10 protein-coding genes are annotated in these 13354 nt (G+C 37.2%); all 10 read left to right on the plus strand.

Features of this window, described 5'->3' with window-relative positions:
* Positions 1-4: 4 nt before the first annotated feature.
* The gene (locus H6G92_RS13435) at positions 5-1303 is read left to right on the plus strand and encodes a hypothetical protein (protein ID WP_190894174.1); all 1299 of its coding nucleotides are present in this window, start codon (positions 5-7) and stop codon (positions 1301-1303) included.
* Positions 1304-1352: 49 nt separating this feature from the next.
* Positions 1353-1640, plus strand: coding sequence for a 2Fe-2S iron-sulfur cluster-binding protein (locus H6G92_RS13440; RefSeq protein ID WP_012408027.1), 288 nt, complete (start codon positions 1353-1355; stop codon positions 1638-1640).
* 210 nt (positions 1641-1850) lie between these two features.
* A complete protein-coding gene (locus H6G92_RS13445; protein ID WP_114080668.1) occupies positions 1851-2156 on the plus strand; it encodes a phosphopantetheine-binding protein in 306 nt (101 codons plus the stop codon).
* Between the two features lie 182 nt (positions 2157-2338).
* Complete coding sequence (locus H6G92_RS13450; protein ID WP_190894175.1) at positions 2339-3667, plus strand: phthiocerol/phthiodiolone dimycocerosyl transferase family protein; 1329 nt, start codon at positions 2339-2341, stop codon at positions 3665-3667.
* Between the two features lie 74 nt (positions 3668-3741).
* Positions 3742-5619 carry a TubC N-terminal docking domain-related protein gene (locus H6G92_RS13455; RefSeq protein ID WP_190894176.1) on the plus strand — a complete coding sequence of 626 codons (1878 nt, stop codon included), beginning with the start codon at positions 3742-3744 and terminating at the stop codon, positions 5617-5619.
* A gap of 410 nt (positions 5620-6029) precedes the next feature.
* Positions 6030-7040: an NAD-dependent epimerase/dehydratase family protein gene (locus H6G92_RS13460; protein WP_190894177.1), complete on the plus strand. Its 1011-nt coding sequence runs from the start codon at positions 6030-6032 to the stop codon at positions 7038-7040.
* Positions 7041-7215: 175 nt separating this feature from the next.
* Positions 7216-8499, plus strand: a complete 1284-nt coding sequence (locus H6G92_RS13465; protein ID WP_190894178.1) for a glycosyltransferase — start codon at positions 7216-7218, stop codon at positions 8497-8499.
* A 64-nt stretch (positions 8500-8563) separates the two neighbouring features.
* Positions 8564-10219 carry a cyclic peptide export ABC transporter gene (locus H6G92_RS13470; protein ID WP_190894179.1) on the plus strand — a complete coding sequence of 552 codons (1656 nt, stop codon included), beginning with the start codon at positions 8564-8566 and terminating at the stop codon, positions 10217-10219.
* Positions 10206-11573 carry a hypothetical protein gene (locus tag H6G92_RS13475; protein WP_190894180.1) on the plus strand — a complete coding sequence of 456 codons (1368 nt, stop codon included), beginning with the start codon at positions 10206-10208 and terminating at the stop codon, positions 11571-11573. The genes H6G92_RS13470 and H6G92_RS13475 overlap by 14 nt, the downstream gene beginning before the upstream one ends.
* 448 nt (positions 11574-12021) lie before the next feature.
* The gene (locus tag H6G92_RS13480) at positions 12022-13086 is read left to right on the plus strand and encodes an NAD-dependent epimerase/dehydratase family protein (RefSeq protein ID WP_190894181.1); all 1065 of its coding nucleotides are present in this window, start codon (positions 12022-12024) and stop codon (positions 13084-13086) included.
* The last annotated feature ends 268 nt before the right edge of the window (positions 13087-13354 follow it).

The raw sequence follows: 13354 nt of genomic DNA on the forward strand, positions 1-13354 counted from the left end.
TCACATGAATACTGTTAAAATTGATAACCGAATTCCCAAAATTCAAAATAAGCTTTTCGAGCAGGCACATACTCATTCTTTAGAATTAAAGCCTGTCGCTATCGCCATGAGCAAGCAGGGAATTAAAGGAGAAAAACTCTACTCTCATCCGGGAATGCTTCCCTTACCGGTACCGATTTGTGAGTATTTACTTTCCTTTAATGCTCGTCAAATGTCAATTTTATCTGCGACATTTTTTGCTAACTTCTACAAGTATGTTGCCAATAGCGAATATCAGTCTCTCATGTCCAATATGAGTATTGCTGAAAAAGTTTTTGCTTCCTACTCGGACGAATTTATGATTCTTCACCAGGAAACTAATGAAGAAATGGATCATATTTGGTCTTTTAGAACCGTATATAGTATGGTCTGCCGAGAAATAGGAATTCAAAGCTCCTTTGATGAGCCTGGTTTTTTCTATGGTTCTGTTGGTGCAATACCTCAATCAGATTTTGACAGTTTCGATACCCGTTTTACTTTTGATGAAGATTTAAATGAAACTCTGTTGAATCTTCAAAAGGGGAAAAGCTTTCTTAAAAAGATTGTAGAACAGACACAGCAACGAGGCCAAAATTTTACATACCGAAATTTAAGGTTCATGATTGGGGATGCCATGAGGATGCTACCCGCCGAAAAAGTTCAAGAAAGTGGCTTGGGTAGCTTAACTCTGCTGTATCGGTACATGGCTAACGTGGAGTTAAAAAAAAGCGAAGCCTATTTATTTGATTCACCTGAAAAGTTTGATTATGAACCATTAGCTTTTGAATTGAATCAAGGCCACTTAACAGATGAAGCACGTCATTACACAACATCTTTTGATTTAGGAGTAGAACTGTATAGGGTAGCTCCTCCAGAGGCTCAAGATTTCGTTCGATATTTCATGCAGCTAATTGTGGAAGACTATATTAGTGCTAGTTACACTACTTATTTGGAGAAATTAGACCTCACTGTGCAAGGAATCATGCTAACTGATATTAGAGTTGGGCTGAACTCACTAAGTATGTCTCTGCACCATCCTGAATTAGCTGATAAGCAAGTAGATATAAATCAATTAGTTAATTCTTGGAGACAGGTAAGTTCAAAGTGGCGCAATATAATTGGTTACATGGAACAAAAGAGTTGGCAATACAAATCTCAGCAGCTAGAGCGTCTGATAAAGGCACTGGGATTGGAGTTAAATACAAGTAAGCTAGGTAATCGCTATGAGCGTTACAAGGATGCTTTGGCAATTAAGGAAATTCAAAAAGTTGTTGAAGTAGCCTAAGGGTTGCTAAATCTGCTAACCCTCTTTCTTGACACTAGTGAGTTTAGAAATGATAGTATCTATTCATTTTGAAGACGACCAAAAAACACTTCAAGTCGAAGCAAACCAACGCTTAACTAAGATTTGTGATGAACATCCTAGTTCAATTTTATTTGGTTGTCGTTGTGTTGCTTGCGGAACCTGTCTTATAGAAGTTGTAAGTGGGATAGAAAATCTAACTCCTGTGATGGATGAGGAGCAGATTTTACTTGATGTGTTGGCTCCAGATAATCCCAATGTTCGCCTAGCCTGTCAATGCGTAGTTCAGGGTGATATTCGCATTCGGGTGGCTGATTAATTGATAAATGTCACGTAGCTCGATATACGCTTAGGAGATATGCAGCAGTAGCAAAAGTTAAAACTTTTTTCTAATATCTCCTACCTTAAACTTTTCAAAATTTTAGCCAGTACAGCAATCCTATCTAGGCTGTGAACAAAAATTATAGCCTGTTCATATCCTATTTAGGAATGCCATATATCTTATTCCTTTCACTTCAGAGGTGTGTAAATGAGTCAGTCTACTCCTGAGGCAACTAAAAAGCAGTCTTATACCGCAGAAGAAATTCAAGCGTGGCTAGTATCTCATATTGCAGAGCAGCTAGGAGTTGAACCCAAGGATATAGATGTTAGTCAGCCTTTAGACAGCTACGGTTTAGAGTCAGCGCAGGCAATGTTTCTTGTTAGCAAAGCGGAGAAGTTGTTTGGTTTTGAACTATCTCCAATCTTATTGTGGCATTACCCCACTATTGAAACGCTATCCCAGCGTTTAGCCGAAGAATCTAAAGCTTCGCAATCAGAGATTTTTGAGATTTGAACAACAAAGCTGTTATTGAATAGTTCGCAACACAAGATTTTGATAGTTTGAAACTATGAATATATCCAGGTTTTTAGCAAGGCTTAATCAAAAGATTTTGCAGGTTATCGAACAATAATTACAACCTAAATCAAGAACTAAGCTTGCAAATAATCAGTCATTAGAGGGAACCAAAAGTAAATATGATTTACAACAGAAAGCTGGGACACCTTGAGCAAGCTATGGAAATCTTAAATAGCCGTGCTAAAACCTGGAACATAGTAACTATTAGTCGCATCAAGGGCTATATCTGTGAAGAAACTCTGACACAGGCTTTAGACGTGATTCAATGTCGCCACCCTCGTCTAAATTCTCGAATTGTCAGATATAATAATAGTCTGATCTTTCAAAGTCAAAAAACAGCAACTATTGCCTTACGCGTTGTCAAAAAGTTAGACAATGAGCAGTGGCAAGAAGTAGTTGATGAAGAAATGAACAACGGAATTGATAGTAGCAAAGGTTTGCTGCGAGTTGTTCTTGTTCATCTCTTGGGTCATGAACATATAAGTTATCTAATTACAACAATACACCATGCGATCGCAGATGGTTTATCATCCATCCAACTTCACTCAGAAATATTGACTTGTTGTCAAAAAATTGTGTCCGGTGAACCAATTAATCCATTTGTTAGCTTAACTCCACTTCCAGCCATCGAAGAACTAATGCCCCAATGGACTAAGGGATTCAGGGGTAGGATAAATAGCATGATCTTTTTATTGCAGCTTGGGTTGCAAAAAATCTGGAATCGGCCAAAAACATTAGGTTTTGAAAAGTACGTATCCATTGCAAAGCGTAGTTGCAATATTATTCACAGACAACTTGACCAAGACCTAACCCAAAAGTTTGTAAATCATTGTCGGCAAGAAAATACAACAGTGCATAGTGCTTTGTGTGCTGTGCTGATGTTTACAATAGGGACAAAAATAATTAAAGGTAATAGAAAAAAAGTACGAGTTAACTGCCTATCATATTTTGATTTGAGGAGACATCTGGAACCAAAAATCAGTGATGATCAGATGGCTGTATTAGCCTCCTCTATTATGGCATTTCATACTATAGGGAGAAACACTTCTTTTTGGAAATTAGCCCGTGAGGTGAAACAAAAACTTGAAGTTAGTAAAAAATCCGGTGATCTCTTTAAAATGATTTTGATTGCCAAGCATCTCATAGATTTTTGTTTTATTTATCCCAAGCAAGTAGCTGCCACAGTATCTGTTTCTAATGTTGGTAAAGTAAATATTCCCAAACATTACGGTGAATTTGAACTAGAAGAAATTAGTTTCGCTGGTTCCCATGCTTTGTATGCAGGTGTTTTTGTTATCCATGCATCAAATTTTCAAGGAAAAATGCTGTTAAATTTTGTTTTTTCTCAACCTTCAATTAGTCCAAATACTATGGAGCTTCTTGTGAACAATGTTATGTCTTATATTCATGAAATTTGCAATTTGGATTTAAACTCTTCTTTAACGTAAAAATAGGCATATTTATTGCTCATTTGATATTCTGAAAAATCAATATTTTGAAACAATTAGGAGATTTTGAAACTATGAACGCATCAGAAATTATAGCAAACCTTACTCAACAGGGTGTTCATTTGTGGGTTGATAACGACAAATTAAAGATTCGCTCACCCAAAGGCATAATCACATTAGAAATGCAAGCAGAAATAGTTGCTTGCAAAGCGGAGATTGTGGCATTTTTGCACGAGATGGATGTCGCTACTGATTTAGAGTCTGTCCCTTTAAGTCAAGGACTCAATTTACAGACTATTGGTCGTCTAATTGGGGGATTTTCAGAGCAATCAGCTGTAGAGTATAAGCCGCCAATTATCGATCCTAAAGTTATGGCTCAAAAGCTGATAGTTACATTTAAACCTTTGCCTAATAGCTACAAAAATCAAGAGATTCGGAAATTTCGCCAAGAATTGGAAGTTAAGTTGAGAGATTATGGGGTCAAAGTTTTATCTTGGGAGGAAGCGATCGCAGAATTCAACTATGACTTAACAATTCCGATAATTAACAAAAATAAAAAATTCAAATTTAAAGGAGTTAAATCAGAAGTTAATGCAATTATTGATGTAGAAATACCTCCCTCTATTCTAAGAAAACTTGGTATTTTTACAGCAGAGCTTCTCTATCAATTTTATTCTAAATTTGTTTTAAATGGTCGAAAAATACCTGTTATAAAAATGGCTCGATTGAGCAGTTGGGCTGAGGATCATGCAGCTAAGTACGTTGACAATCCTAGTAAAACCCAAGTAATTGTACTTACTGAAATAGACCATGACTTTATCAACCCTTTGATTCCGTATAAACAAAAAATCAATATTGGCTTAAACACTTTAATCAGAACGTTCTCAGAAATTGTTATTGGAGTATCATCTGATAAAATTTCTATATTAAACATGAATCTTTCAGACTCTATTTTCTCCAAAAATGAGATAGAACGGTTTGTTCTGAAATCACTAATTCCTAAAGTTTTTGTGCCGATTGCTCCACTTTTATTGAGTAGATTTGAGATAGGACAGTATAATCCGCAAGAATCTAGCTATGCTGCAAAATTAGTGAAATTGGGGCAGGAATTGGCATCCACAGGCTTATTCCCTCCTGGCTTTAAGTTGGATGAAGTGATTAAAAGAAAATCCCATAGAGATATTGTCAGCGTCATCATAAATGGTAGAACAGGTGTCTCTTATGGTTTTGTTGCTTATGTTGAACCTCCACAATATTTTGGAGATATAGAAGTAACTAAAAATGAGTGGGAAGGTCTATTACCTGTTAAAGGATTTAGTAGTAACGAACTTCGTCAAAATGAAAAAGGTAGACGCTATGCCAAAATCAAAATCCTAGAAAAGTATGTATTTAGGCAAATACCAGATATTTGGCTTGTAAGTTCTCGTTCAGGGTCAAATAAAACAGACTTGAATATCGCTGACGATATTATCAGAATTGGTTTGAAAGAAAAGCTATATCTGCAACTACCTAAAGTGATTCGTTCGGAATTAGCAGATATGAAACCTTCTTATGATATTTATGTCATGCTTGCGATTAGCCTTTCTGCGGCTTTATATACACCAGAATTAATTAAAGATGGTGCGCCAATTGTTCATTTCCACGGCTACCCAGCATTTGATTGGTTTAAACCAAATGAATACTGTGTTGGGGTAAATAATCCTTCAGTACCTTGTGGAACCTATGAATCTGGTGTATTCAACTTTCTAGGTATTTCTAGTTTGGCTGAACAACAAGCAAGAAACATATCTCTAGTTAGTTTGATAGAACCAGATCATGGGACAAATTTTATAGCTAATGACTTGGATTATCTAGTCGAAAGATTGAAAGCCGGGTGTACAGATGGACAAGTTGAACTAGGTGGAAAACATTTCGCTTCTCTGAAATCGAAGCTAGAAGAATGCAAAATCTAAATTTGTGAAAGAGGCTTTTAATTCTCACTGTTTAACCAAGAATTGGAAAGCATGATTCTCTTTGCTGCGGAACACGTGCGCGTAGCAAGCTTTAAGAGTAGGGCATGAGACAGCAAAGCTGAAGCATCTAATCACTAATAAGCTTAGGTCATTCGCATAAAAATGCTAGAAATAACGCTCTAGCATTTTTATACGGATGACTTTTTGATTTTTACAAAAAATTACTCAAGTATTGATCAAGTTGCGTATGAGTTGCATTTGAGTTGCAATTGAGTATCTTGCTGTCATAATATGCTTATAAATCACAAGCGAATGAGATTTATAGGTAGTATTAAAACCACTTTGACTATATGTAATAAGTGGATAAAACACCTGAATTTGTACCAATAGTACAGTGGTAGATTAAATCTGTGAACATCGAAAACCAAACTCTTCTCATCACAGAAATTAATGGATTTATCGGCTTGCGTTTTGCTGAGTTAGCTATAGCAAAGGGAATGAAAGTCCGTGGACTGCAAAATTCCCCAGATAAAGCTAAAAAAGCGCAAAAACTCGGTGTTGAGGTGATTGTTGGTAGTGTTATTAATCCAGCTACTGCCCAAATGGCTTGTCAGGGAGTAGATGTTGTTGCACATACGGCTGAACTAGCTAAAGAAGGTGGGTCAATTGACCATTTTCGTGAGGTAAATGTTAGGGGCACTGTCAATATAGCTAAAGCTGCTAAGAATGCTGGTGTCAAAAACTTTGTGCATCTTTCGAGTGGTATGGTCTATGGTTTCAACTATTGCGATCGCATCACAGAATCTGGGCCGTTGTCTGGCGAAAATAATCCTTACTGTCAGACAAAAATAGAAGCTGAAGAAGCAATATTACAACTAAATTCCCCGCCAGATTTTGGCATCATTATCATTAGAGCAGGTGATGTTTATGGTCCAGGAAGTATTCCCTGGATAGTCCGACCCATTCTGATGATGCGCCAAAAAGAATTTGTCTATGCCAACGATGGGAGGGGAGTTATCAATCATGTATACGTAGATAACTTGATTGATGCTATCTTTTTGGCGATTGAAAAAGAAACCTACGGTGAAATATTTAATATCACTGATGGACAAGAAACATCTTGGAAAGAATATTTTACTCATTTGGTAGACATAGCAGGTGTACCTACACCTAATTCTCTGCCAAAAGATGAACTTAAACTTCTGATAAAACTACGTTCTCAAGGACAGAAACTATTTGGCAAGAAAGCCGATATTCTGCCAGAATCTATAGATTTCATCACTCGTCCCTATGCTTATTCTATTGCTAAAGCAGAAACAATTTTGGATTATAAACCAAAAATTGGTTTGCAAGAGGGGATGCAGCGCATACAGGAATGGCTGAGAAAAACAGACATCCAAAAGATAATTGAATCACCGTAGTTGATTTAGAAAGTTTTCATACCAAGTGTTAAAGTATCATCCATAGAAATCAAGTGTTAGACCATCATCCATAAATATCAAGTGTTAGACCATCATCTATAGATATCAAGTGTTAAACCATCATCCATAAATATCAATTGTTAAACCATTATCCATAGATATCAAGTGTTTGACCATGAATAAACAACCTCTTCGTATTGCGATTTTTACAGCATTATATGCTCCGTTCATGTCGGGGGTTTCTATGGGAGTACACCAGCGGGTTCGCTGGTTGCTACAGCAGGGACATGAAGTCTTTCTGATCCATCCTGAAGTCAATGAGCTATACCCCAAAGAAGTTCGCGATCGCCCCATGTTAAGGCTGGAGGAAGTTCAATCTTTCTCCAACTTTTCCTCTTATGCTTACCCAACTAAACCACTGATATTCTACAAGGTTCATCCCGAACCATTGCATCATCGGCATTGGAGTGATACCCAGTTGCTCTTAAATTTTCAACCTGACATTATTGTGGTTGAAGAAGCGCCAGAAATGATCGGTTACTACTCACTTTTTTTGCAAGGTTATGGTCGCCCCATTGGTACCGAATATGCAAAGCGAACAGGTACCCCAATAATATCTATATTCCATACCGATATCGTTGCTTATATTCGATATTACATAGGAGACTGGTTCTTCAGATTTATTCGTCCTATGATTCCCGCTCTAATTAAGCAATTTAGTGAGGCTTATGACGTTAATTACTTTTCTTCCCAAGAACAACTCACTAAGTACAAACTGATGACAGCCCAGCGTGCAGAATATCTCTCTTATCAAGGCGTTGATTGCGAAAAATTTCATCCCCAAAACATTTGTTATGACCCTATTCCTGGCGATCAACGACCCACTCTGTTGTTTGTCGGACGCATTAGTGCGGAAAAGAATATCAAGCAACTCTTGGATGCATTTGTGCACATTGCTGCCAAAATTCCTGATGTTCATCTAGTGATTGTTGGTAGCGGTCCCCAAGATAAGGAGATCCGTCGGCGTGCCCAGAAGTTTGAATCTGGTATTACGATTTGGGGCGAGTCCCACGGCACAGAACTTTTGGGTTGGTTTGCACGAGCAGATGTATTTGTCAATCCCTCCGTCACCGAAAACTTTTGCACCACGACTAACGAAGCACTGGCTTCTGGAACCCCTGTAGTTGCAGCCCTTGCGCCTTCAACTTCAGAGCAGATATTCTCTGGTCGTAACGGCTTCCTAGCTGAACCCAACAACCCCAAAGATTTCGCTATGAAGGTGATTGCGATTTTAGAAAATCCGGCTCTCAAAGAAGAAATGTCTCGACAGGCTCGCCTCTACATACAAAAATTTGATTGGTTGGTATGTATGGAAAAATTTGAAAATAAACTCTACCAACACGTTGGAGTCTCAAAGCACCTAGAGGTAAAAACTGCTGGTTCAGTAGTTAGCAGATAGTCAAATAATGACAAGTAGCTAGCTAATGTGCCCGGAATACTGTGGGTTGTTAATCAATTACGTTATGAACTTAATCCGCCTGCTATTACGTACTTCTTCTCTTCACCTCTATTTTGCAATTTTAGCTGGTATTCTCAGCGGTGGTACTGCCGCTGGTCTAATTGCCCTAATTAATACGACCTTGAGTCAAAATCAGCCATCAAAAAGTATACTAATTTGGAGTTTTGTCTGTCTTTGCTTATTGCGATTAATTGCTAATTTTACTTCTCAAGTTTTGTTGATCCAGCTTTCACAAAAAGCTATTCTTAACCTGCGAATACTTTTAACTCGTCGTATTCTTGCCTCGCCCTTACGTCACTTAGAGCAAATCGGTGCTCATGCTCTTTTAGCCGTTCTTACTGAAGATATTCAAACAATCTCTAACACAGTTATTACTGTTCCTTTTGTATGCATTAACATTGCTATTGTGATTGCCTGCCTGATTTATCTAAGCTGGTTATCTAAAATTGTCTTCCTTATAGGTATTAGCTTTATGTTCTTGGGAATATTCAGCTATTCACTACCAATGAAGAAAGCTATGTCCTTTCTAAAATTGGCTCGTGAGCAGGAAGATAGATTGTTTAAGCATTTCCGTACCGTAACTCAAGGTACAAAGGAACTCAAGCTGCATCGTCGGCGACGCCAAGCATTTCTCTCTGAAGACTTTCATACCACTGCTTTATCATCCCGCCGTCATAATGTTGTGGGTATGAGTATCTTTGCTGCTGCTGCTAGTTGGGGACAAATTCTATTTTTTGTTGCTATCGGGTTACTTTTATTCATCATACCTACTATCAATAAAATTTCTCCTGCAATTCTATCTGCTTATGCTCTAACTATCATCTACTTAATATCTCCTTTAGAGTACATTATGAGTATGATGCCTAGCATAACTAGAGCCTTAGTTGCTTTAAAAAAAGTCGATTCTTTAGGGCTTTCATTAGCAAATTACTCAAACGATATTGGTTACAATGTTTCGCTGGCATCAGAAAAATATTGGAACTGCCTAGAACTGGTAAATGTAACCCACACCTATTATCAGGAGCGAGAAGAAAGCAACTTTATCCTTGGGCCTATTAACTTGAAATTCCATCCAGGAGAAATTGTTTTTATAGTAGGAGGTAACGGTAGTGGTAAGTCTACACTCGCTAAATTAATTACTGGGCTTTACATTCCTGAAACAGGAAACATTTGTTTAGATGACAAGCTCATCGATAATCATAATTTAGAGTGGTATCGCCAGCAGTTTTCTGTAGTCTTTTCCGATTTTTATCTTTTTGATCGCTTCCTGGGTTTGGATAGTGGCGATTTGGATATTCAGACTCGAAAGTACCTTGTTCAATTGCAACTAGACCATAAAGTTAAGGTCAATAATGGAGTGCTTTCTACCACCGACCTTTCTCAAGGACAACGTAAGCGCCTTGCTTTAGTTACTGCCTATTTAGAAGACCGTCCTATCTATATGTTTGATGAGTGGGCATCAGATCAAGATCCTGTCTTCAAGGAAATTTTCTATACTCAACTTCTAGCAGAACTAAAGAATAGAGGGAAAACTGTATTGGTTATCAGTCATGACGACCAATATTTTTACCTAGCAGATCGGATTGTCAAGCTGGAATACGGCCAAGTTAAAACTGAACATTTGAACATTGGAAAGGAGCAAAGCAATGTTTGTGAATAACTTATTAACAACATCTGATCGCCCCAGCAAGATTTTAAAAAAGGAAAAGGTTGAATTACGGGAAAAACAAGACAGAACTTTGGAAGCAGATGTAAGCTCTGTTCTGTATTACAGAGCTTGGATTCAGGCTAAAACTAATAATACTTTGGATAACACCAGAATATTAGGAATAGTAGCAACTACTAAAGGAGCCGAAAGTTATTTACCCTATACTATCCCTAAAATCATTCAACAAATATCTGAAATCGGGATGATGGCTGATATAGTAATCGGTCTGAATAATGGTTTTGAATGTCCGACTGTGATTGCTCGTTTTACTTTGCTGCCAAATGTCCAAGTCATTCATCTATACACTGGAGAAAAGCTGGCAAACAATATCCCAGCGCCAATATATGACAATCTGATGTGTCAAGGTGAACCCTGTTATTTAAATAACATCGAACCTCAAGAATCCAGACACAGGATATTCTTTGTTCATCAAAAAGAAGGGCAATACGCAGCAGGTAAAATTAGAGTTTTGGGAGATATTTATGGTTCATTACTACTGAAAAGTATAGGAAATGGATGGATACCACCCGCCATTTTAGTAGCCTTTGATGCTGAATCTCAGTTTTTAGTTGAGCAAAATTATTCAGAGATTGAATCAGAATCTAATGGTTTAAAGTTAATAGTAAGCCAACTGCAAAATCAGCCACAAATAGATATTTTAGGTACAAGGAATAGATTTGCTGTTTACCAAAAAGGTATGGTAGATGGAATTGAAGTTCTTCTACCTGATTTCAGTGAAGAACTGCCACCGATCCAATGGTTTATGGATATTGTGTATGGTAAATATAACGGCTTTCGGTGTAAGCCGGCAGCAGGTACAGTGGGTAGAACTGATGTCATGATTAGCTTGTTAGCATTTATTGCTGAAAGCTATCCAGGTGTTAAAAGTGATGACACTTATACCACTATTTTAGCTAAACATGCAGGCTTTACAGGTGACATATTTCTAGAAGTTGTTGCTACAAATAGAACACCCAGTATTACAGATATGACAATGGATAAGCCGGCAAAAAAGGCTTGGATGGAACAAGTCTATAGATGGAATACTACCCATCAGGGAATGAAATTATTATATGGAGAACATAACATAAAAGTGATAGCACATGACGGCTTTCCTTGGTTTACTGTCACTAAAGCCATTGATTTTCTGAAAATTGTCATGGGAAACGAAAAAGCTAATTTATATACAGCAATTAGAAAATTAAAAATTTTAGCGATCGCCTTTTCAACCTCGCGACAAATCAGAAAGAGAAGCATAGAAAATCCTGACATACTACAAGGTAGCAAAGCAAAAGCTTTTTGGTAAAAATATCTGAGTTATTACCATAATAGGTGGTAATTACTAATTGATAAAACCCATTACCAGTTTCAATCAAGGTTAGGAGGTTAGTAAATATACTAATTTTACGTCAACCAACTAGTTTTTTTTAATCTACGTATAAAGCAATAGCGATCGCAGATTAAATGATTACTTTCCAACCAACCCACATCTATCTATTATGGAAGCGATCGCTATTTAAGCTCCAGAAGTAATTTAAAATCTGCATCTGATGTTCAGCAGACGATTTTGTTGGAGCACTTGATGAATGTCTAGCATTTTTACAATTCCGTTTGTTCCGCTCATTTGAATTATCGCCTATTTCACACATGTCTAAATACTTGCGCTACTTTCCAGGGACTGTGCTGCACAATCATAGACATTAAAAATGCGATATTTCAGTTTTTCTACTACTAAATAAACTTCAGAGATTACTATGTCCATCATTTTAGTAACTGGATCGGCAGGATTAATTGGTTCTGAATCAGTTAGATTTTTTTGTGAACGCGGCTTTACAGTTGTTGGTATTGATAACAATATGCGCGAGGCTTTCTTTGGTAAAGATGCCTCGACAGAATGGAATCGTGATCGCCTTTTACAGGAATATGGTGAGCAATATATACACCATAACGTTGATATTCGTGATCACGAGGCAATCTCCCAAATCTTTAAAACTTATAACAAGGATATTAGCCTAATTATTCATACAGCCGCTCAACCTTCCCATGATTGGGCAGCTAGCGCCCCTTATACTGACTTTACCATCAATGCTAATGGTACTTTAGTATTACTTGAAAATACCCGCCAAAATTGTCCAGAAGCCGTCTTTATATTTTGCTCAACCAACAAAGTTTATGGAGATACTCCCAATTTATTTCCACTGGTTGAGCAAGAACAGCGCTGGGAAATTGAACAGAAACATCCCTACTACCAGGGAGTTGATGAAACTATGAGCATTGATAACAGCAAGCACTCGTTGTTTGGTGCGTCTAAAGTTGCAGCGGATATATTGGTACAGGAATACGGTCGCTATTTCAACATGAAAACTGCTTGTTTTCGAGGGGGATGCTTAACTGGGCCTAGTCACTCCGGGACTAAACTACACGGCTTTTTATCTTACTTGATGAAATGTACCATCATGGGTAACAATTACCAAGTTTACGGTTATAAAGGTAAGCAGGTTCGTGACAATATCCACAGCTACGATTTAGTGAATGCTTTCTACCACTTTTATCAGGCTCCACGAATAGCTGAAGTTTATAACATTGGTGGTAGTCGTTTTAGTAATTGTTCCATGTTAGAAGCTATTCAACATTGCGAAGCCATCGCTGAAAAAAAGCTGAACTGGAGCTATGTCGAATCTAATCGTATTGGAGACCATATCTGGTGGATTAGTGATATTCAGAAATTCAAGAACCACTATCCTAATTGGGAACTAAACTACACAATTAAAGATATTTTGAAAGAAATATTTGCAGACAATATTAGCCGATCTAAATAGAAGCATACAGTTTTAGTTTTTGATCTTAATCCAAATCTTCCTTAATAAAAATAATAAAATAAGCTGTAACCGCTTTTGATTCATTTAATTAAGGAAGGTGGATTAAATAAAATATTTTTTTAGCAAGGGTGCATTACATATTAAAAATGCACCCTTATATCTTAGAAAGTAGCTCTGAACTTTGAATAGTAGCCTAGCCTTTTATTGTACTAATAAGTGTGCTAAACTACTTCAATATTTGCAAGTTATTAAATCTACAATCCTAAAA

The organism is Nostoc foliaceum FACHB-393, from assembly GCF_014698505.1.
Classification (GTDB): Bacteria; Cyanobacteriota; Cyanobacteriia; order Cyanobacteriales; family Nostocaceae; genus Nostoc; species Nostoc foliaceum_A.

Excerpts from the sequence above, each read along its gene's own strand:
- H6G92_RS13435 (WP_190894174.1), top strand. The coding sequence starts at position 5 with ATGAATACTGTTAAAATTGATAACCGAATTCCCAAAATTCAAAATAAG.
- H6G92_RS13445 (WP_114080668.1), top strand. The coding sequence starts at position 1,851 with ATGAGTCAGTCTACTCCTGAGGCAACTAAAAAGCAGTCTTATACCGCA.
- H6G92_RS13440 (WP_012408027.1), top strand. The coding sequence starts at position 1,353 with ATGATAGTATCTATTCATTTTGAAGACGACCAAAAAACACTTCAAGTC.
- H6G92_RS13465 (WP_190894178.1), top strand. The coding sequence starts at position 7,216 with ATGAATAAACAACCTCTTCGTATTGCGATTTTTACAGCATTATATGCT.
- H6G92_RS13475 (WP_190894180.1), top strand. The coding sequence starts at position 10,206 with ATGTTTGTGAATAACTTATTAACAACATCTGATCGCCCCAGCAAGATT.
- H6G92_RS13450 (WP_190894175.1), top strand. The coding sequence starts at position 2,339 with ATGATTTACAACAGAAAGCTGGGACACCTTGAGCAAGCTATGGAAATC.
- H6G92_RS13455 (WP_190894176.1), top strand. The coding sequence starts at position 3,742 with ATGAACGCATCAGAAATTATAGCAAACCTTACTCAACAGGGTGTTCAT.
- H6G92_RS13470 (WP_190894179.1), top strand. The coding sequence starts at position 8,564 with ATGAACTTAATCCGCCTGCTATTACGTACTTCTTCTCTTCACCTCTAT.
- H6G92_RS13480 (WP_190894181.1), top strand. The coding sequence starts at position 12,022 with ATGTCCATCATTTTAGTAACTGGATCGGCAGGATTAATTGGTTCTGAA.